This is a genomic window from Sporosarcina sp. FA15, from assembly GCF_051550195.1.
In the GTDB taxonomy this organism is placed as follows: Bacteria; Bacillota; Bacilli; order Bacillales_A; family Planococcaceae; genus Sporosarcina; species Sporosarcina psychrophila.
On sequence record NZ_CP188818.1, the window covers coordinates 1,783,249 to 1,804,283 of the forward strand.

A 21,035-nucleotide genomic window follows, 5' to 3' on the forward strand; every position below is an offset into this window, starting at 1 on the left:
TGACTCCTTCCATTAATTAACGACTGCACTTAAAGCATCTCGCACCCATGTATTATTTTCATAAGATGTACGACGCAGGTTCAGGCGTGCCTGAGAACGAGGTCCTTCATTTCTAATAATTTTCTTGAATTCATTCCAATCCGGTTGTTTGTACGTCCATATTTTGCTTTCAGCATCGAATTTTATGGTCGGATCTGGGATTGTTAGACCAAGAGATAAAATACGCGGGATATATTTATCAAAAAAGATTTGCCTGAACTCTTCGTTTGTTTTTGTCCGGATTTTATATTTAATAGTCAAATCTTGTTTCGAAGAACCTGTTGTTTCTTTACTCGCAGGTCCGAAGAACATTAACAGAGATTCCCACCAATAATTGATTGATTCCTGAATCATCGATTTTTGATCATTTGTACCTTCCGCAAGTGCCATAATAATAGATTCACCATGCTGTGCATGAAACACTTCTTCAGCGCAAATACGCTGTAACGCTCTCCCGTAAGGCCCATAAGAAGCCCCAAGCATATTTGTTTGTGTAATAATTGCAGCCCCATCAACGAGCCAACCGATTATTCCAGCATCTGCCCATGTAGTTGTTTTCATGTGAAATACATTATGAAATTTCAAGTCTCCATTGAATAAGTCCTGCATTAAATCTCCGCGATTCTTGCCATATGGTTTAAGTAAATCTTCAGTTACGCGAAGAAGCAGTTGACCGTGGCCCATTTCGTCTTGCACCTTGGCCATAATGCCTAACTTACGAGAAAGGGATGGGGCTTTTGGTACCCATTCTTTCTCTGGGAGAGCCCCCATTATTTCGCTCATTCCATGCATGGAAATCAATTTAATCAATGTCAGCCTATATTCTTCAGGCATCCAATCATCGGCTTCAATTTTGTCACCTGCTTCAATCCTCTGCATAAAGTGAGCTAACTTTTCTACTTCCGAATTGTATAAACCCGTCATTTCACAGCCCCCTAGTTTAAGGTATGTGTTTCCGACTAAACATATAACACTTACATAACGTTAATCTAAAACTCAGTTATATTTATAGACATACCAATCCGATAATACCGTGTGCCTTTTCCATAAACAGTCGCTTACTTAATACTTGGTCGCCCACTTTAATAGAATCTGTCGGACATCCGACTTATGCATCTTCTAAATCTTCAAGAAGATGTTCAGGTACTTCTGCTGTTCCTTCATTTCTATACTTTGAATACCTTCTGGGACAATTCCCAAAAACAAAAAAACACCGGCAAAATTCTGCCGATGTCCATTTTTAATACGTAAATCAATTGCTCATGCTATTTTTCTCGATGCTTTCAATGTCTTGAATGACCTCACCATTTTCCACTTTTTCTCCATTCTCCATGTTTATAAACAACTTGCCTTCCGCCATTTTACGCGCTTCGTTTTTGAAGTTGTCAATAACTTTTGCTTCAATACGCGCTCCGTCAGCAGTGACACCAAACGGTACTGTCCAGTAACCTACATAGTGACCTGGTGATGTCTCACTAAATGGAAGTTCGGTGGCATTTGTCACTTCGTTGCCTACATTTGTCAGTGGCATGTGGATTACAAAACTAGCTTTTAGTCCTGGGGCACTGTCAAATTCTATTTTTACACTTTTGCCTGTTGTTAAGTAGACATCATTAGTTGGTGTTAAATTTTCGATTGATGGTGCATTATATTGAGCTGTAACTACCACCGTCTTCGAAGTTTGGTTATTCGCTTTATCACTTGCAACAACCGTTATTTCGTTTTCACCATTATCAAGCAAAATACGTTTGGAATAGTTTCCATTTACGACTTCCGCATTTTGGCCGTTTACTTTTACCCAATCAAGGTTAGCATCAGAAACCGTCCCTTCAACCATAACCGTTTCACGATTCGATTTATCACCGTTTTTCGGGTTATCGATTGTCAGTTCAGGGTTTTCAGTATCTAATGTCACTGTAACTGGAGCAGATTCGCCTGTCACTTTGCCATTAAGCGTGGAAACTGCCTTGAACTCATTTACTCCTTCTGCAAGCTCATTTTTGATTGTAAATTTGCCGTCTTCTCCAACCACTGCCGTACCTGCATCTTCTCCGTTGTTTTTCAGCTGGATTGTTGTCGTCGGAGATGCTGTCCCTTCGATCGTAATACTTGATTCATTTGTCGTGAAGTTCTCTGCAGGTGAAGTAATAATTGGTGCATGGACTTCATAGCTGACACGTGCACGAATCATGTAATTCCCTTCCGCCGCAGGTGCTGCTGACCACGCGCCCGATACATATTGATAACTTCTTCCCGCGTTCGTTCCAGTTTCATCTGTCGCGAGACCAGGTGAATTTGGACTTGGATCTTTCTGGATGTAAACCATGTAAAAGTCACCGCTGACAACTATGTTGTGCTCAGTTAAATCTACAACTGTCCACTCTCCGTTACGCAGAGCCTGTGCATCGATTGGTCCTGCAAGTTTCTTGCCAGGAGTTCCGTCAGCACCCGTTGCATCCCATACTTCTACTGCAAAAGCCGTCCCTCCTGGAACTGGCCATTCCGTATCCCAGAAGCGGAGTACGCCGTCTGTGACAATTCCGGATTCTTTACCTTCTGGAAGAGACATTTTCACTCCCCAGCCATTACCTGCATCGTAGAATGCACGCGCATTCTCGCCTGTGCCGTCGTCATACCCAATTTCGCCGCCTGGATATGTGTAAAATGGTTCTAGTGCGAAATCTTTTTCAGTCGTGCCGTCGCCAATTGTGATAGCCGCTTCTTGACTATGGTAGCCACGTGCAATCACCTTCAACGTGTAGTCGCCTTCATAAGCGGTGATGGAATAATTCCCATTTCCATCTGTTTCGACAGGTGTAATGTTTGCATCTTCGATTAGCAGCAATGTTGCTCCACCAATTGCTTCACCTGTTGACTGATCAGTAATTGTACCGCTTACCGTGGATTGTGTAATTTCATTTAGCGTGAAATTAACTTTCGTTGAACTGTCTGCTTCGATTGTTACGGATTGCTCTTCAGATTGGAATCCGTATGCTTCTGCTTTCGCCGTAAATGTTCCTGCTCCATGCGTCAGTGAATATTTTCCATCAGCAGGGTTCGAATAGACCGAACGCCCTGTTTCAAGCACACTGACTTGTGCACTTAAAGGAAGCAGTGTAGGGTTTGCCTTTTCGTCTTGGACTGGCGGTTGTTCTTTCTTAGGAACTACCGGGTGAATTTTTGTCGGATCGATAGGTTCTTTGAATGCATCTTTTTCTTTTTCTTTAATAATACCGAGGTCTTTACCAGATTCGGTTTTAATAGCTTCAAGATTTTTACCGCTATTTTTCTCATTGCTTCCGTTACTATCTTGTGTAGTTCCTTTTTGCATTTTGCCCGTTTTTGAAGTAGTTGTCAGTGCTACATCATCAATATACCAGCCATCTTTTACAACGCTAGCGTCGGAAAATGCATTGAAACCGATGTAAACACGTTGACCGCTATATTCCGACAAGTCAACTTCACCGTCAATCCAACCGTCCGATTGACCTTGAACCATGAGTAGTTGGGTCCATTCCACCTGATCTATGGAAATGAATACATGACCGTAATCCCATGCTCTGCCGGATGTAGATTGCTCGAAGTTATGCCATTGTTTAAATTGCAAGAAGGAATCCCCTTCTGGCAAGTCAACTGGAGGCATGACAAGTGTTGCGTTCATATTGGTTTCATATGTGCCTGTAAGATTTGTCGCATATACTTTTTCACCTGAAGAGGCGCTATTTGGGCCAGATGTTGGTACGCCCCACTCCCAGCTGTTCTTCTCGCCAAATGAAGTCCAACCAATCGGCGTTGTTTCAAAGTCTTCTGAGAAGCCGATTGTGATGCCCGGCTTCACTTGAATCGTGTATTCTTCACTTGTCACTTCATTATTCCCAAAATCATTGATTGTCCATTTGTAAGTGAATGTATTGCCTGCGATACTTTCGCCCGCAATCGTTGCTCCAAATTCACCTGACTGGTAATTACCCGACTTACGGCTAGCTTCCACCGCTTGCCACTTGTTAGCTGCGTCCTTATAGTTCAATGTGACAGACGCGATACTAATATTATCTGTCGCTTGAACCCTCAAATCTAAATCCATTCCCGCGTATGTTTCTGCAGGCGCATCATGCTTGTATGTTGGTGCTTCATGATCGTCACCTTGTTTTGAAACTTGACCTTCCATTTTCCCAAGGCCACTAGCGATTGATGAAACAGCTTCGTAAGCATCGACAAGTCCATATCCATAGCCGTGGTTCGGAGACTGTGGATATACTGCGTCAGTCAACGGTGTCGCTGTATCAAGTAAAATCTGTTCCATTTCATCGACTGTTAAGTTGGCGTTTACTTGGCGAAGTAGCGCTGCCACGCCCGATACAGCCGGTCCTGCCATTGATGTTCCATTCCAACCGCCTTCATAACCGCTGCCTGGAACGGATGAACGAATATTCACACCCGGTGCAGAAATGTCGGGTTTAATTTCTGCATATGGAGATGGACCACGTAGAGAAAAGCTGCCTACTTTGTTATTAATGTCCGTTGCGCCAGTTGCAAAAGATTCAGGGTAATTCGATGGAGCTGCAACTGATCCGGGTCCGCCTGGATTAGATAGCGTCGTGTTTCCTGCAGAAAACTCTGGGAAAATTTCTGCTGCTCGCCAGTTTTTGACAACATCACGATACCATTCATCAAGTCCTGGTCCACCTCCCCATGAATTATTCACGACATCTGGCGCTAGATCGACGCGTACATTACCGTTGGCGTCTGTCGGCGCCAAAATCCATTGAGCTGCAGCCAGTAAATCTCTATCTGACCCACCAGCCGTAGTGAATGCTTTAACAGCGATCCACTTAGCACCTGGAGCAACACCGATTTGGTTAGATCCATTCGGTTCGCTACCGACCATTGTGCCAGTAACATGTGTTCCATGACCGACATCATCATATGGTGTAGCTTGTCCTACAGTTGCGTCAAACCAATTGAAGTCATGGTTCACATCACCTGATGCCGCATTATACCCTCGATATTGTTCTTTCAATGCGGGATGGTTCCATTGAACACCTGTATCGATGCTCGCAACAACCGTACCGGAACCGTCAATGCCCATGTCCCAAACTTGCGGTGCATTGACACGCTCAACGTTCCATTCTACATTTGCAATTTTAGATTCAGGAGCAACTGCATTTTCAGTTTTTGTTGCAAAAAGTTCGCGCGTTTCATTGGGTAGCACTTTTTCAACCTCTGCGAATGTCGCTACCTTTTGCGCGACTTCCTTCGTGGCCGTAACAGCCATACCGTTTACGATAAAGTAAGAGGTGATGTCTTTAGCGTTTCCTGCTTTAACTTGCTGTTCAAGATACTGTTTAACATTTTGTTGTGTTTCGATAGATGTTGTTTTCAGCTCGGATACGACAGCCGATCGTTGCATAAGTTCCACTTTTTGTGCCGATAAATTTGCATTAATTGCATGTTTTTTTGCTTCACTCGCTACTTTTTCCGTATCCGTTTTTTCTTTAAATTTTATCAAAAAAGTGACGGTGTCAGCTTTTCCGAAGCTTTCCAGCAAGCGATCACTTACTTTGTCCTTTGAAATTACATTAGATTTATTTAAAGATTCGTGGAGTTTTTGATTCGGCTCTGCGTTCGCAACTCCAGGTGTGACCAGGGAAAACACCATGAGTAACGATGCAATAATGCTGAACACTCTTATTCGACTACGCTTCTTCAAATTCATTCCTCCCTCCGATTTTTACAACGATTGAACTGCATTTTTTAAATCAATAAAAAACACCCCTTGCCCCCTTCCTAAAAGTTAGTGTAGGTATCCGACGGTGTCGCTTGTGAAAATCTAGTTGATACTACTAAACATACACGGATACTAAATCTCTTTTTGTCGAATATTGACAGAACTTTACCAATTGATAGTTTTTATCTACTCTAACCCTATTTATTCCAGTAGAAAAGTTCTATGGAAATAATTAGCACTTCAACAAATGATTGTGCTACACCCTTGGTATCATTGCGTTTTCTTGATGACTTGAATTGAAGATAGATTACCATTTTTTTGCATCATAATTAATAAATACATAGATATGACTAGGTATGATAAATTAATGCCAATTTCCAATTATACAGATAGGAATAAATAGGTATTTATAACTTGTACAAATTTAAACACAGTATGCATAAAGTACTAATACGATCATATTTCATCGATTTAATTCCTATTCTCAGTAATGTAGATGCCCTGACTTGAATTTTCATTTTAGATGGGGCTTTTACCACTGAAAGGATTTGAAGTTCTGGAGAACGATAAAAAAGTAGTAATGGAGAATTATTTATTGACTATAAAAGCACAAAAAAACCGGGTTCTAGAATGATCCCGGCATAACTTTTTACTCGGTTATAAAATAGTTTAAACCCATTTTATTACCTAGCGCCCTTCACTTTTTCATCAACGAAAATCTCACTAACAATGTCGTGGCACAAAGCAACAACAATCCGAAGATCCCAACCGCAATACCCGTGTTTTGTAATGTTAGGGTCGATGCAGGCAAACCGCAAAGGGTCGGGTCGAATGAGATAGCACCTACCATCGTCCCCATGATTGCTGCTACTCCTCCATTAAAAAAACCGGCAAGAACCGATTGTTTCTTTGCCACCGAACTGAATTGAGTGCCTATTACAATACCAATCCATAGGTTAACCGTACAGATAACCGTAAAATCCATCGGAAAAACCAAATATAATGTGATCGCGATGACAAAACTGGTAATTTGCCCCGCGGCTAAGGTAACTGTAAATCTGAGACGGTCGCTGATTCCAAAACGTAACTTATAGAATAATGCATACATATAAACGCCCAACAAACTACTTAACACGAGCAAAAATAATCCAAATAAGATCATCGTATGCCTCTCCTTATGTTTTTCGAGAAGACTTTGTCGCTTTAAACAACATCATAAATGAGCACAAGACGAATAATTCCATCATGATGGCAAACGGAATACTATATGACGCAGCAGCTCCAATCATCGGTGCCATCATTCCCGTCATAAGCCCGCTAATATATCCGGTGAGCAACGTTTGATTGTCAAAAATTCCTCCGAACAAACTTCCCACCAGCATCCCTGTCAAAGCAGCTACTACGGTCACTTCCATATAATAGACCGGGAATTCATAAATCAAGAGGACGCCCGTTCCAAGAGCCAGTCCTCCGCCCGCTACCATGGCGATATTCATGCCCAGATGAAAATCTATCAACTTTCTTCGCCTGTATAAAAACTGATAAGTGACACCAGCAAGTAGAAATTGAAAAATTAACAAGCTCCAAATCCATGCCGACAAACGGATTCCCTCCTCACGACATTGTATGAAAACGGGGAGTAAAAGAATCAAAAAAATGCCAAGCACCAACACAATTTAAAATTGCGTTGGTACTTGGCACCGATTTATTCTGATGAATTGTTTGTTAGTCATTTATCAACCAAAAGATATCACTTCATCGCATGGCAGTGAAAACACCCCACTATTATTTCAGTTAACTAATCGCAATTGAAACATACTGCGACTCTAAGAAGGCCTCAATCCCTTCACGTCCACCTTCACGTCCAACCCCACTTTCTTTCATCCCACCGAAGGGAGCTTGTACTGCAGAAGGTGTTCCATCATTCCAACCCACAATACCAAAGTTAAGTTGTTCGATTAAACGTGTCCCTATAGCAATGCTATCCGTAAATACATAAGCAGCCAAACCGTATGGTGTATCATTTGCTAATACGATTGCTTCTTCTATTGTGTCCACTTTCTGAATAGGAGCCACAGGTCCAAATGTTTCTTCTTTCATAATAACCATGGACGGATCCGCGTTACTAAGGACTGTTGGGGCATAGAAAGTCCCCCCATCTTTTGTAATTAGCTTGCCTCCTGTCATAAGGGTAGCGCCTTTAGACAGTGCATCCTCAACATGATGCGACACCTTCTCAAGACTTGCGCGATTTACTAATGGTCCAATATCTACATTTACATCTGTACCATTTCCTACTTTCAACTGGCTAACTGCTTCAGAAAACTTTTCTACAAACTCGTCATGAATACCTGACTGTACATAAATACGATTAGCGCAAACGCATGTTTGTCCAGCATTCCTGAATGCTGACGCAATCGTACCTTTCACTGCTAGATCTACATTGGCGTCATTTAATACAATCAAAGGTGCATGACCACCGAGTTCGAGTGATAATCGTTTTACCTGATGAGCACTTTGTTCGATTAAAATTTTACCGACTTCGGTAGATCCAGTAAAGGTAACTTTTCGAATTTTTTCATTTTCCATGATTGCTTTCCCTATTTTGCTTGAAGATCCAGTCACCAAGTTAATGACACCTTTAGGGAACCCAGCCTTTTCACATAACTCTATCATTTTAATGGCAGTCAGCGGACTTTCACTTGAAGGTTTAATAACAATGGTACACCCCGCCGCTAAAGCCGGCCCCATTTTCCTCGCTAACATGGCAGCTGGGAAATTCCATGGAGTGATAGCGGCTACAACACCAACTGGTTTTTTCCACACTTGCAAACGTTTGCTCGTCGTATGTGTAGGCAAGATTTCACCGTAAACGCGCTTGCCTTCCTCAGCAAACCATTCTAGAAAAGCAGCGGCGCTTGTCACTTCTCCTATGGATTCATTAATTGGTTTGCCCATTTCCATCGTCATCGTTTGAGCCAAATCATCACGATGTTCTATCATCAGTTCATAGAGCCTTTTCAAATAGTTCGCACGCTCATAAGCTGTCGTTTGTGACCACGCTTGAAATGCATCATAAGCAGCGTCAATAGCCACGTGTGCTTCTTCTTCCCCACCAATTGGCACACTACCTACGATTTGACCATTAGCTGGATTGATAACATCTAATTTTTCTAGATCTCCCCCAAGCCATTCACCGTTTATATACATTAAATGATGTTTCATTTCCTATTACCTCCACTCTCTATTTATTCAACAAACCTATCTATTTCTTTACTACCCTATTTATTCCCTAAGTATACGCTTTATTTCTTGCTTCATCTCTTCATGAGACTTCGCAGTTCCACATCACTACCTACTAGCCCCATCCTAGTTTGATGATTCGTAAAAGTCAAACTAATAGTGTTTTTTTCGAATTAAGAGCAGCCCCACAGTAAAAATGCCCCTGATGGAAATAGAATCAATCCAACTAAATAGAGCCACTTACAAAGACAAGAGATTGTAAAGCAAAATCTCGTCTTTATAAATGGCTACTAGCCCACATCTGTTGATTAACCAAAAGTAAACAGTGAATAACATAATTTCCTACTAGGCGCTACTTGTATAGTTGAATTTTCGAGTGCTCCGGATTGAATGACTTCTATACAGTTACCGGGATGTCTGGCTGTGTAGGGATACGACCTTGTCGCATCCCTACACAGTTTTTTCGGTAATCGTATGGTGGTCCTTCATCCATCGCGCTCTAAATGCATAAGTACTCGTAGTGCTGAAACTTTTTTTGACGAAAGAATAGGTGTCTTCTTAACTGGAAATAAGCCGCCAAAGATGCAATTTTGGCGGCTGATGCTTTCTATAAGACATCACATGAGTTTGATGCATAATCTTTACTAAAAGTAAGCAAGGAACACATTGTACAAAGTTCTAGAGTGCCCGAAATTGTATCTTCGGGCACTAACACTCTCTATAGAAAGTCATCTACTCATTTCTTTCAAAGCAACTGCATTTTCCACTTGAATAGTGTAGGAAGCCGTCCGAAAATAGTGCAGTGAAAATGTAGGTCATCAAACCCGACTCACCAGTATTTTATGCAAAAAACTGGGTAATCAACAGAAGTGCTGCTACCTATTATATATGTTGTAATAAAGAATCCTACCAACAACGCTCTGCGCTAGGGGATACCTCCCACAATAAGCCAGACAGAAAATCACTCTCAGTCTTATTGCTTCAGCTACCCCAGTAGACGCCTTCGCTGAAAATTATATAGTTGTATTATAAGGTTAATCTATTACCTTATCAAAAGTCATCGTACTCAATTAGATTGTTATAATTTATAGTCCATTACAATCGTTTTCTTCAATTGTTTTAAGTGGCGTTTTTCATGCAATCCAACAAAAGGAAACCACTGAATCAGTGGCACTTGCCCAAAAATTGGGTGTTTGAATGATTTTTCACGAAGTACGTCCTTTGTACTTGATTCATATACATCTAATAAAAAGAGGCGCGAATCATAGAGTGCATTTTTCATCTCTATTTTTGATTTGTACTCTTTCGTTGGTGCAGTATAGCCTGGAGCTTCCACTTTTATGAAACGAATCGTAGAAAGTGCAATTGGTTTCTTCATCGATTTCGGGCTATCAGGATTTGTTAGTTCTTTCGCTATATTTGTCGCAATGACTGTCTCCATACGTACAAGGTGTTCAAATATTTGTTTCGGAGACCATCCGCCATTTGAAGGTATTTTATTGAATTGTTCATCCGTTAACCCTTCAATTGCTTTAAATAACTCTTTTCGGATGATAGTATTTTTTCCTAAAATCATTTAAATATCTCCTTTGATAACCTCAGAAATCTTTTCCGTTATTGTTGTTTGCAAGTGGTACGTTTCACATGATAGTACAGTTAATGTGTACGCCTATTTGATAGTGTAGGAACTGATTTAGTCATCTTTTTATTTCCCTACCTACAATAGAAGCTTTTCTCTTTTTTCGCAAGTGATTTAGTGAAAAACACTTTTGCTAAAGACATTTTTATGTCGTTTAAAATGAGGCATTATTCAATTCGTTTTTTTAGTAATTATCCAGATAAAGTTAATCTACAATCAGAGGGGGGTTCTTACAGCCCGTTAATGCGGGATAAATACTAGGACATCGACTACTCGAATACACTCAATCTTTAAAAAGTATTCCTCTCGTTATCGATGAAAAGTTCCCTAATTCTTTTCAGAATTCGCGAACCAGTATGCCGCCCCAACGAACACAGCTCCACCAATTATATTGCCAATTGTTACTGGTACTAAGTTTGCCGTCATCCCGGCCAATGAAACAGTGTCCGGGTGAGGGATCATCAACGAGAGGGAAAGCAAGGTCATATTTGCGATACTATGTTCAAACCCCGAAGTGATAAAAGCAAATAAGCACCAAAAAATCATAATCAATTTTGCTGTTTCATCCTTAAGTTTAAATGCGCACCAAACAGCCAGACAAACGAGTATATTACACAGAATTCCACGCATAAGCAACTCTACAAATGGCGTATTCATCTTGGCGCTTGCCGCTGAATTGATATAGTCCGCCGTCCCACCTATGGCCAGTCCCGAATAGACAAAAAGTGCCGCAACGAGAATAGAGCCTGCAAAGTTTCCAACATAGCTGAATGTCCAAATTTGTATGGTTTCATACCAAGTCGTTTTCTTCGTCAATATACCAATCGTCATGATCATATTATTACTTGTGAAAAGGTCTGCCCCTGCCATTAACACTAAACTTAACGCAATCCCAAATGTAACGCCCATAATAATTTTCGTTCCTGCAAAATCAGTTGGTCCTAACAAACCACCAATCGTAAAAATAAGTATGATTCCAAATCCAACGAAAACCCCAGCCATCATTGTCAATGTTAGGTATCTACTTTTACTCGTATGTAATTGATTCACTTTCGAAATGGCTGTATCACCCAACACAGCGATTGTTGCTTTCATTTTTTTCCCTCCAACTACCATTAGCATGACTTTTTGGATGCCTAGTATCTTTTTTTACCCAAGTATATATTCTATCTCTAACGACTATACTACTAATCACAGATATACGGTACTTCCGACAGAAAACGGATGATAGTACAACGACCAATCCGAGATATGGGGTTGGTTTTTCGTCATTCAGACAATACACCCGTTAAACTAAACCTCCTACTAAGACAACAGTCATGGCACTGGGTAACGCCAACAGACCTTTTCGTAATTCAAGTGTATGATTGTCATGTATACTAGGCATAGTCCTAAACCCATTGTCCTATCATTAAGGGGAACTTAAAATCATTTGAGGTGTCTATCTATGAAAAAAACACGCTATGAAAATACGGATAAGAATGCATCACTTGCCACGTTTAAAGATTTACTACAGTGGCGCAAAGAAAGAAAAGGCAAACTGAAAGATTTATCATTCCAAGTGCCACTAGTAGATAAAACGGAAACAGCGTTCTTGCAATCAAATCGGACGATTCCAACAATCACTTGGATTGGCCATTCCACATTTTTAATCCAACTAAATGGACTGAATATCCTAACAGATCCAGTCTGGGCAAATCGTCTTGGCACAGATAAACGGCTGACACCACCAGGACTGCCAATTAAGGAATTACCGCCAATCGATATGGTCCTAATTTCACATAGCCATTACGATCACCTGAGCTATGGTTCTATTAAAAAACTAAAAGGTGATCCAACTTTTTTTGTGCCAATTGGACTTGGTAACTGGTTTAAAAGAAAAGGATTCAACAAAACTGTGGAATTTAACTGGTGGGATGAGCAACAAATAAGCGGATTAACGATTTCCTTTGTTCCAGCTCAGCACTGGTCAAAAAGAACGCCGACGGATACAAATCACTCACATTGGGGGGGATGGATTATCCAAAATCCAAATCAAACACTCTATTTCGTAGGAGACAGCGGCTATTTCGAAGGCTTTCACACTATCGGAGAAAAGTATGCCATTGATTATTGCTTGATGCCGATTGGCGCATATGAGCCGGAATGGTTCATGGCTGCTCAACACGTAAACCCTGAAGATGCTGTCAAAGCCTTCATCAATACACGGTCGAAAGTGATGATTCCGATGCATTACGGCGCTTATAGGTTAGCTGACGATACACCTAAAGAAGCACTTGATAGATTACAAGCTGAATGGGAGAAAAGAAAGTTAGATGGCAAGAAGTTAACTGTTTTGAAACTTGGGGAAACTATTCAGATGGAGACTCCAACTACTTGAGCTAAAAAGAGCGAACTCCCTATACTTTCAAGGGGTTCGCTCTTTTTAATGGGCCCCAACGCCGGAGACTTGGGTCAACAGGATGTTGGTTATTCAGTAGAAGTGGTGGAATTCTGCTAAATCAAGTTAAATTTCAATAATGACTGGAAGAATCATCGGCCTTCTTTTTGTCCGCGTATATAAAAGTGTTTCAACTGATTTTTTTATGTGTTGTCTGTGATTAATTCGTTGGTTTCCACTTTCGCCTCGCGAGTTGTTAATGGTCGTAATGACTAACTGATTCACTTCATTCAATAGTGCTTGTGAATCATTCCTATAGACGAATCCGCGTGAAATTGTATCCGGATCGGAAATTAGCTGTCCATCTGTTTTACTTAGCGTTAAAACAATAACGAGCATGCCCTCCTCAGAAAGCAATTTACGGTCACGTAACACGATGTTTCCAACATCACCAATGCCCAATCCATCTACGAAAATGTTCCCCGATTGGACTTTTCGTGTTTGGCGGGCAACGCGGTTGTTAATATCGACAACATCACCATTGTTAATAACGAAAATATTTTCTCTTTCCACACCTACGGATTCTGCTAATAAACGATGCTGATAAAGCATTCTAAACTCACCATGAATGGGAATGAAATACTTCGGCTTCATTAAGGTTAGCATTAATTTCAATTCTTCCTGACAGGCATGTCCTGAAACATGCATACCCGTTACAGTCCCCGATCCATAGATCACCTTGGCTCCCAAAAGATATAAATTATCAATAATACGTGATACACTTTTTTCATTTCCAGGAATTGGCGATGAAGCAAAAATAACCGTATCATCAGGGTGGACTTCTACCTCACGGAAGTTTGAACTGGATAGACGTGACAGAGCCGCCATAGGTTCTCCTTGACTTCCCGTGCAAAGAATAACAACCTTCTCCGGATCCATTCCCCTAACTTCATTTTTATCAATTAACATTCCTTCAGGGATAGTCAAATACCCGAGTTCTGAAGCAACTGCTACTACATTCACCATACTTCGGCCAAGCAATGCAAGCTTGCGGTTCGTTTTTTGCGCGGCATCTACTACTTGCTGTACACGATGAACGTTAGAAGCGAAAGTAGAAATAAATACTTTCCGACGGGCTTTGCGGAATGCTTCTTCAATATGCCCTCCTACAAGTATTTCAGACGGATTAAAACCAGGACGTTCCGCATTGGTACTTTCTGATAACAATAGCAACACACCATCACTGCCGATTTTAGCCATTTTATGAATATCCGGATAGTCATTATTGACAGGCGTTAAATCGAACTTGAAATCACCAGTATGCACAACTGCCCCCTCTGGCGTATGAAATACAACGCCTAAACAATCAGGAATGCTGTGGTTTGTTTTGAAAAATGTTACTTTCACTGTTCCAAACTCCAAATCCGAATCAGAATCAATCAGAACTAACTCAGTTTGCCTAAAAAGTCCGTGTTCTTTTAACTTAAGCCCAATTAAACCCAGCGTTAATCGTGTCGCATAAATCGGCATATTTAATTGCTTTAATACGTACGGAATGCCTCCAATATGATCTTCATGTCCATGAGTGATAACTAACGCCCGAATCTTATCCTTATTTTCCTGTAAGTATGAAATATCCTGGATAATCAAATCAATTCCTAATAAACTTTCATCTGGAAACTTAGCACCACAGTCAATCACAACGATATCGTCTTCATATTGTAGGACATACATATTTTTCCCAATTTCATTAATACCACCTAGTGCAAAAACTGATAATTTATTTTCAGTTTTAATCAAATTTAATAGCCTCCTACTTTTGAAATAGTACTCAAAGTATGCCCGTAAAAAATTCTTTTATGACTTAAGGTTCTTAAGAGAACATTCGAGTAGCAGTTTGGCTGATGATAAGTTCGACTGTCACTCTTTTTAGAGCTACCTCTTCCAACTATCTGCAGACATTAAAGTAAATAAAAACCGATTGCCATAATCAGATAAGCGGAGAAGAGGATTAGACCCTCGAACCAATTTGATTCACCATCACTGCACAGAGTAATGACAAGGAATGTTGCGGATACCATCGCCACTAGCTCTGGCACAGTGAAAACAAGTGCCATTGGTTCCGACATTGTTAGTGAAATGAGTACGAGGATTGGCGCAACGAACATGGCGACCTGCAACGTGGAACCTACTGCAATTTCCACAGCTACATCCATCTTATTCTTGACCGCCATTGTGATTGCGGACACATGTTCCGCCGCATTTCCAACAATAGCAACGATAATGACACCAATGAACAATTCGGTCCAACCAAACTTTTCACCAAGCATTTCAAATGTATGAACCAACTGCTCTGATACGAAAGCAACCGTTAGCGTTGCTAAAAATAGTACAAGAATCGACTTGCGCTTTGTCCATTCCGGCGTTTCCTGCTCCTCCACTACCTTATCAGAAGAGGCGAAGACACCTCGATGAGTGACGAGTTTGAAAAACAGCCCTGCAAGATAAAGTGCGATTAGTACAACCGCGATGCCGATACTCAAGTTAAATGTCGTTTGTGTATTCATTGACATGGAGAAAATCTCAGGAATGACAAATGCCACGATGACAGCAAAAATTAGCAATCCCGAATTGTATTGCGCATCATGGAGACTGAAATTTTGACGTTTGAATTTGATGCCCCCCGCGAAGAAGGAAAGCCCGAGCACAAGCAACAGATTCCCAAGTACAGAGCCTGTGAGCGAAGCCAAGACGATGCCCACCATTCCTGCCTTCAATGTAAAAATGGAAATGATGAGTTCGACTGCGTTGCCAAATGTCGCATTCAACAACCCACCAATCCTTGGTCCACTAACGATAGCAAGGCTTTCTGTAGCCCGGCCTATGTATCCTGAAAGCCCTATGATGCTTATACAGCAAAGGATGAACATCAAGATGTCCGACCAATTTAGGAATGCACCAGCAATCACGAGTGGGACACCGGTGATAACAAGGATGGCAAATAACCGATTCAACAGAATCACCTCTTGGGATAATTGAAATCTTCTCCCTATCTTTCCCTTATGAAGATAAAACAAACTTAAAAATGTGTTCATAACTTATTTTGATGCAGCCATATCGGAATACAATGATAGTTAAAAAAACCAACCGGATTACTCTCGGTTGGTTCTTAGTTTTTCTTATGCATTTGTAAATTGTTTACCAACTAATTTCATGCACCCGACGTCAATCCCGGATTTTTTAATCCAATTTTTAACAACTAACTATTTTCTACTATCACTTCTGTTGACTTGGCTTATGACGGGAGGAATCCCCAAGCGAATTCAATGGGGGGTTTTTATTTCAACCTATATATCATGACATTTCCATTAACTTGATTTTAGGTGCTCTTGAGCATGCAAACAATCTATAAGTTCTTTTACGGCAACTTCACCTGCATGAATCCACCTATTTTTATCAACGATTTTCCCATCTGGATCAATCGGTTTTTGGAATTGGCTAAAACCAGTTGCATTTAACAATGAACTTTCATCACTATCTAGACCAACATGCACGACATGCTTAATCACATAAGGTGTTTCAAATTCTATGGAAGCATTATATTCATCAAGTTCTCCGTCCGTTACGAAAAATGGAATTCGCACATAAATAGTTTCACCGCCTTCGCGGCATAAAATATGGTCAAAACATCCTTTATGATAATCCCAGTTTCCACCTAAGTGATAACCGAGCCCTTGAATACAATCACTTACAACACCAAATGAAGCCCTTTGCCCATCAAGCTCAGTTTGTAATTTCAACATTGTTTTTCCTCCTTGTAAATTGCTCTATAAACAGCATTCACAAAAGAAGGCGGAAAAATACTACCAACATTTACAAGGACAATAAAAGAAAAAATGCAGCAAGCAGTCTCTTTATTCCCTTCCCTATCCGCATCAAATTCATAGTGCATTAGATTATTTCCAAACCGTTCGACTAGATTGCCTACGAGGCATTTCCTATAATGTCCCCATTTCAGAACGTTAATTCTCCATTTCTTTTGCTAACATTGAGAGCTTGTTGATTGTTTTCCAATTCCGCATCGTCGAAGGTACCTCTAGTCTTTGTAAATTATTCGCAAGCTTAGCGTTTCGAACACCACGCTGGAACAACAGATAGACCTCCCGCCCTTCGATCAAATACTCATCATTGTCACTTTTATAAGCACCCAATCGATCGATTCTGTCTTGTGAAGGCTTGTCCTGCAATAAAGAAACGTAAAGGCTTTCTCCTTCTGAAGTAAGTTTTGCTTCTGCTACAGCTTCCTCAGTAAACGGACAATTCTTAGTAATCCATTCTAACTCTGCAGCCGTTCTGATTACAACATTGATCGAAAATCCGAAGACCTTCTCAATCTCCCTTTGAATACACTTGATTAGGGATTGCTCACTTTCATCTGATTCGAACAAAACGTTACCACTTTGAATATAGGTCTGCACCCGGCTAAAGCCCAGCATTTCAAATAGCTGTCGTAGTTCTACCATTTTTATTTTATTATGCCCACCCACGTTAATGCCGCGTAGTAATGCAATATTAATTCTCATCCCAATATCCCGCCTTTCTATTAGTAACAACCATTCATTCAAACAAAAGGTGTCTATCTTCTCTACCCAATCTATTAGTAAATTCCACTCATTTAGCCTAATTCCTCTAGCGTGTCATTACAATACGGTTTCGATTAAGTCACGCTGTGCGTTTTTTCGCGTGTTGAAGGATATCATTACCACGAGATGGGTTATGACCGTCTTGAGTGGAGTTATGATCGCCATGAATGGCTTTATGACCGTCTTGAAGCACATTATGACCGCCACACACGAGTTTATGCTCGCCATGCCCTTTTTCTCCAAAAAAAAATTGATTGTCTCCTAAAAAAGAGCCAATCAATTTCCATTGAATATTTATCCCAATATATCATTCACTCGCTTCACATATGGTTTCTTATCATAGGAACGATATAATTCACATGAAAGTTTAATAGGATCGCCAAAGAAAAATCGTTCATATAACGTTTCGCGAGTACCAAAAGAGCTCATCGTTAAATCCCATGCTAAACGAAATATTTTGACACGATCCTCTGCATTTTTGGATTTAGCCTGCAAATATTGATCTAAATCTTTTCTAACACTTGATTGAAAAGCTTTTTCCGTTGGAATGGACATCAAGCCACTTGCACCTAAAAGCTGAATGATTTCAGTAAATCTCGGGTAAACCCGTGGAAATATATTAATCGCGATTTGCAGCGTTGTTCGATTGGGTCGCATAAATCCCCATTCATCGATTTCAGCTTCGATTTCCGATTTCATTACCAATGCCTTCATTGTTTCTAAAGCTACAATAATTTCAGAAGCCTTTTCTTGAACATGCTGATATTCACCGATATTAATGGTTTCGATGATTGACTGAACTATTCCCAATACAAATTCCGTTTTGATAATTTGTCTAGAAACAACTTGATGCAACGTAAATGGTAAGAACGAACTCAAAGCCACGAAACTGTTCGATACTTCTATGTTGTCGTAGTAAAACACGCGCTCCCATGGGACCAATACATTGTCGAAAACAACGATCGTATCCATTTCCTCATACCGCGAACTTAATGGATAGTTAAATGTGGAGTCGCCCCCAACAAATGATTCTCTGCAGACAAACTTTAGACCATGACTATTACTAGGGATAGAAAACGCAAATCCATACGCTTTATCATCAACCCCACCCGCTGAAATCACCATGATTTCATCCGTTATGCCGCCCTGTGTTGCCAGCAACCGCGCACCTTTTATAATGATTCCCGCTTCGTTTCTATCCATCACTTTGGCAGCAATCGGCTCATCTGAATCTTCAAAATAGAATTGCCCCCGGTTTACTTGTGGGTCAATAAATGTATGTGTCATGGACAAATCATTTTCACGTGCATATTCATAGAACGCAAGTATGTTTTCCGGGAAACAATTTTCTTTTCCTTCCAATAAACCCACAGACGATGCAAGAGCCATTAACACAGTATTCATATAATCTGGACTTCTTCCCATCATACCATTGTTCGATTTAGCCCACTGTTGAACCATTGCCCGCCTTTTAACTAAATCCTCTTTTGATTTCGGCTGTAAATAAGACAGACCTATTGAATCTCCAGTTGATGGCGATGGATAGGTCATGACGTCTTTACATGTCGCATCATATTGCAAATCATATAGCGCTGCCTGGCTTTCCATGACACCTTTGAATGCAGGATGTTTAGAAATATTGTCCGTTACAAGTTTACCATCTATCCATACATTCGTTTGTAGCCGATCAATTCGTTCAAGATAATCGTTTCCTGTAATCGCTGGCATAGACACACCCCTAACTAATAGTAGCGGATTGTTTTAGCATCCATCTATTTCTTTAGTTGTATACTATTATTATGTTCTTTCGGTTGTTACAAGGTCATATCTATGCCCATGCGTATTATCAGCAAATCTTACTTAAAAGCGATAGCGGCTTTGACTGCTTTTTGCCACCCAGCGTATAAGTCTTCGCGTTGTTGCTGCTCCATTTTCGGTTCGAAAGGTCGGTCTAGATTCCAATGAGCCGAGATTTCTGAGCGATCCGTCCAAAAACCAACGGCAAGACCTGCTAAGTAAGCGGCTCCTAGTGCAGTTGTTTCACTAATCAGTGGACGCTCGACAGGTACATTTAATAAGTCTGCCTGAAATTGCATAAGGAAATCGTTTTCAACTGCGCCGCCGTCTACACGTAACGTTTTTAAAGAGATTCCAGAATCTGCTTCCATTGCATCAAGTACATCCTTTGTTTGATATGCAAGTGATTCCAATGTTGCACGAATAAGATGTTCTTTCTCTGTACCACGTGTCAATCCGAAAATGGCACCTCTTACATCGCTATCCCAGTAAGGTGTTCCAAGGCCGACAAATGCTGGCACAACGTAAACGCCTTCTGTCGATTCAACGCGTTTAGCGTATTCTTCACTTTCAGATGAATTACGGAACATTCTAAGTCCATCACGCAACCACTGAATGGCAGATCCTGCAACGAAAATACTACCTTCAAGTGCATACTCTACTTTTCCGTCGATCCCCCACGCAAGGGTTGTTAATAGACCATGATCTGACTTGACTGCTTTATCCCCCGTATTCATTAACATGAAGCAACCAGTTCCATATGTGTTTTTTACCATCCCACTTTCAAAACAAGCTTGCCCGAACAATGCGGCTTGTTGATCACCGGCGATTCCAGCAATCGGAGCAGCATGACCAAAGAAGTGACTTTTTTCCGTATGCGCATAAATCTCAGAAGAGGGACGGACCTCTGGTAGCATTGACGCAGGGACGTCTAAGATAGAGAGCAATTCCTCATCCCATTTTAATTCGTGAATATTGTACATAAGTGTTCTCGAAGCATTGGAATAGTCGGTTACATGCCTTTTCCCGCCAGATAATTTCCATACAATCCATGTGTCAATTGTTCCAAATAGAAGATCTCCACGCTCCGCTTTTTCTCTTGCCCCTTGTACGTTGTCCAAAATCCATTTCACTTTTGTGCCTGAGAAATAAGCATCGATAAGTAAGCCAGTTTTATCTCGAAACAGATCATTGTAACCGCTCTCTTTCAGATCGTCGCATATTTCAGCAGTTTGACGTGATTGCCAAACAATGGCATTGTAAATTGGTTTTCCTGTATTTTTATCCCATATAACTGTTGTTTCGCGCTGATTTGTTATGCCAATGCCTTCGATTTGTTCAGCTGCAATATTCTTTTCTGACAATACACCTGCAATAACAGCTAAAACGGAGCTCCAGATTTCGTCTGCATTATGTTCGACCCATCCAGACTGAGGAAAGTATTGAGTGAATTCCTGTTGGACTGTATGTAAAATCTTACCGCTTTTATCGAATAGAATTGCCCGCGAACTTGTTGTGCCTTGGTCAAGAGCCATTATATATTTTTTAGTCATTATTTAGTCCCCC

The 21,035-nt window shown here is 40.7% G+C and carries 15 protein-coding genes; 1 reads left to right on the forward strand and 14 read right to left on the reverse strand.

The annotated features are described in order from the left end of the window. Nucleotides 1-12 precede the first annotated feature (12 nt). The 7 genes from paaA to ACP8HG_RS08725 form a co-directional block, all read right to left on the reverse strand. The gene (gene paaA / locus ACP8HG_RS08695) at nucleotides 13-963 is read right to left on the reverse strand and encodes a 1,2-phenylacetyl-CoA epoxidase subunit PaaA (RefSeq protein WP_187045192.1); all 951 of its coding nucleotides are present in this window, start codon (nucleotides 961-963) and stop codon (nucleotides 13-15) included. Nucleotides 964-1,291: 328 nt separating this feature from the next. Then, nucleotides 1,292-5,755, reverse strand: a complete 4,464-nt coding sequence (locus tag ACP8HG_RS08700; RefSeq protein ID WP_438298497.1) for a S8 family serine peptidase — start codon at nucleotides 5,753-5,755, stop codon at nucleotides 1,292-1,294. Nucleotides 5,756-6,464: 709 nt separating this feature from the next. Then, nucleotides 6,465-6,929, reverse strand: a complete 465-nt coding sequence (locus ACP8HG_RS08705) for a hypothetical protein (RefSeq protein WP_338656207.1) — start codon at nucleotides 6,927-6,929, stop codon at nucleotides 6,465-6,467. Nucleotides 6,930-6,942: 13 nt separating this feature from the next. Further along, on the reverse strand, nucleotides 6,943-7,368 hold the full coding sequence (locus ACP8HG_RS08710) for a hypothetical protein (RefSeq protein WP_231885679.1): 426 nt from the start codon (nucleotides 7,366-7,368) through the stop codon (nucleotides 6,943-6,945). 193 nt (nucleotides 7,369-7,561) lie between these two features. After that, nucleotides 7,562-8,992 (reverse strand): NAD-dependent succinate-semialdehyde dehydrogenase, encoded by a 1,431-nt coding sequence (locus tag ACP8HG_RS08715; protein WP_338656204.1) that lies wholly within the window; start codon nucleotides 8,990-8,992, stop codon nucleotides 7,562-7,564. A gap of 1,096 nt (nucleotides 8,993-10,088) precedes the next feature. Beyond that, complete coding sequence (locus ACP8HG_RS08720; protein WP_067210644.1) at nucleotides 10,089-10,586, reverse strand: DinB family protein; 498 nt, start codon at nucleotides 10,584-10,586, stop codon at nucleotides 10,089-10,091. A 390-nt stretch (nucleotides 10,587-10,976) separates the two neighbouring features. Beyond that, complete coding sequence (locus ACP8HG_RS08725) at nucleotides 10,977-11,744, reverse strand: formate/nitrite transporter family protein (RefSeq protein WP_067210647.1); 768 nt, start codon at nucleotides 11,742-11,744, stop codon at nucleotides 10,977-10,979. A gap of 352 nt (nucleotides 11,745-12,096) precedes the next feature. Here ACP8HG_RS08725 and ACP8HG_RS08730 point away from each other — a divergent pair, with 352 nt between their 5' ends. Further along, nucleotides 12,097-13,029: an MBL fold metallo-hydrolase gene (locus tag ACP8HG_RS08730; RefSeq protein ID WP_338656201.1), complete on the forward strand. Its 933-nt coding sequence runs from the start codon at nucleotides 12,097-12,099 to the stop codon at nucleotides 13,027-13,029. 126 nt (nucleotides 13,030-13,155) lie between these two features. Here the strand turns inward: ACP8HG_RS08730 and ACP8HG_RS08735 are convergent, their stop codons facing one another. From ACP8HG_RS08735 to glpK, 7 genes are all read right to left on the reverse strand, one after another. Continuing rightward, complete coding sequence (locus ACP8HG_RS08735; RefSeq protein WP_338656199.1) at nucleotides 13,156-14,829, reverse strand: ribonuclease J; 1,674 nt, start codon at nucleotides 14,827-14,829, stop codon at nucleotides 13,156-13,158. A 161-nt stretch (nucleotides 14,830-14,990) separates the two neighbouring features. Next, nucleotides 14,991-16,124 carry a calcium/proton exchanger gene (gene cax, locus ACP8HG_RS08740; protein ID WP_422397635.1) on the reverse strand — a complete coding sequence of 378 codons (1,134 nt, stop codon included), beginning with the start codon at nucleotides 16,122-16,124 and terminating at the stop codon, nucleotides 14,991-14,993. Between the two features lie 273 nt (nucleotides 16,125-16,397). Continuing rightward, on the reverse strand, nucleotides 16,398-16,832 hold the full coding sequence (locus ACP8HG_RS08745) for a YugN family protein (RefSeq protein ID WP_067210656.1): 435 nt from the start codon (nucleotides 16,830-16,832) through the stop codon (nucleotides 16,398-16,400). 219 nt (nucleotides 16,833-17,051) lie between these two features. After that, on the reverse strand, nucleotides 17,052-17,612 hold the full coding sequence (locus ACP8HG_RS08750) for a DUF1697 domain-containing protein (protein ID WP_187045200.1): 561 nt from the start codon (nucleotides 17,610-17,612) through the stop codon (nucleotides 17,052-17,054). 139 nt (nucleotides 17,613-17,751) lie between these two features. Further along, the gene (locus ACP8HG_RS08755; RefSeq protein WP_438298498.1) at nucleotides 17,752-17,952 is read right to left on the reverse strand and encodes a hypothetical protein; all 201 of its coding nucleotides are present in this window, start codon (nucleotides 17,950-17,952) and stop codon (nucleotides 17,752-17,754) included. A gap of 14 nt (nucleotides 17,953-17,966) precedes the next feature. Beyond that, on the reverse strand, nucleotides 17,967-19,400 hold the full coding sequence (gene hpaB / locus ACP8HG_RS08760) for a 4-hydroxyphenylacetate 3-monooxygenase, oxygenase component (protein WP_338656195.1): 1,434 nt from the start codon (nucleotides 19,398-19,400) through the stop codon (nucleotides 17,967-17,969). Between the two features lie 128 nt (nucleotides 19,401-19,528). Then, nucleotides 19,529-21,022, reverse strand: coding sequence for a glycerol kinase GlpK (gene glpK / locus ACP8HG_RS08765; protein ID WP_067210660.1), 1,494 nt, complete (start codon nucleotides 21,020-21,022; stop codon nucleotides 19,529-19,531). Nucleotides 21,023-21,035: the final 13 nt, after the last annotated feature.

What these genes read in the sequence shown, in the direction of transcription:
- paaA (WP_187045192.1), bottom strand. Translation starts at nt 963, where the DNA reads ATGACGGGTTTATACAATTCGGAAGTAGAAAAGTTAGCTCACTTTATG.
- ACP8HG_RS08700 (WP_438298497.1), bottom strand. Translation starts at nt 5,755, where the DNA reads ATGAATTTGAAGAAGCGTAGTCGAATAAGAGTGTTCAGCATTATTGCA.
- ACP8HG_RS08705 (WP_338656207.1), bottom strand. Translation starts at nt 6,929, where the DNA reads ATGATCTTATTTGGATTATTTTTGCTCGTGTTAAGTAGTTTGTTGGGC.
- ACP8HG_RS08715 (WP_338656204.1), bottom strand. Translation starts at nt 8,992, where the DNA reads ATGAAACATCATTTAATGTATATAAACGGTGAATGGCTTGGGGGAGAT.
- ACP8HG_RS08720 (WP_067210644.1), bottom strand. Translation starts at nt 10,586, where the DNA reads ATGATTTTAGGAAAAAATACTATCATCCGAAAAGAGTTATTTAAAGCA.
- ACP8HG_RS08725 (WP_067210647.1), bottom strand. Translation starts at nt 11,744, where the DNA reads ATGAAAGCAACAATCGCTGTGTTGGGTGATACAGCCATTTCGAAAGTG.
- ACP8HG_RS08730 (WP_338656201.1), top strand. Translation starts at nt 12,097, where the DNA reads ATGAAAAAAACACGCTATGAAAATACGGATAAGAATGCATCACTTGCC.
- cax (WP_422397635.1), bottom strand. Translation starts at nt 16,124, where the DNA reads ATGAACACATTTTTAAGTTTGTTTTATCTTCATAAGGGAAAGATAGGG.
- ACP8HG_RS08745 (WP_067210656.1), bottom strand. Translation starts at nt 16,832, where the DNA reads ATGTTGAAATTACAAACTGAGCTTGATGGGCAAAGGGCTTCATTTGGT.
- ACP8HG_RS08750 (WP_187045200.1), bottom strand. Translation starts at nt 17,612, where the DNA reads ATGAGAATTAATATTGCATTACTACGCGGCATTAACGTGGGTGGGCAT.
- hpaB (WP_338656195.1), bottom strand. Translation starts at nt 19,400, where the DNA reads ATGCCAGCGATTACAGGAAACGATTATCTTGAACGAATTGATCGGCTA.
- glpK (WP_067210660.1), bottom strand. Translation starts at nt 21,022, where the DNA reads ATGACTAAAAAATATATAATGGCTCTTGACCAAGGCACAACAAGTTCG.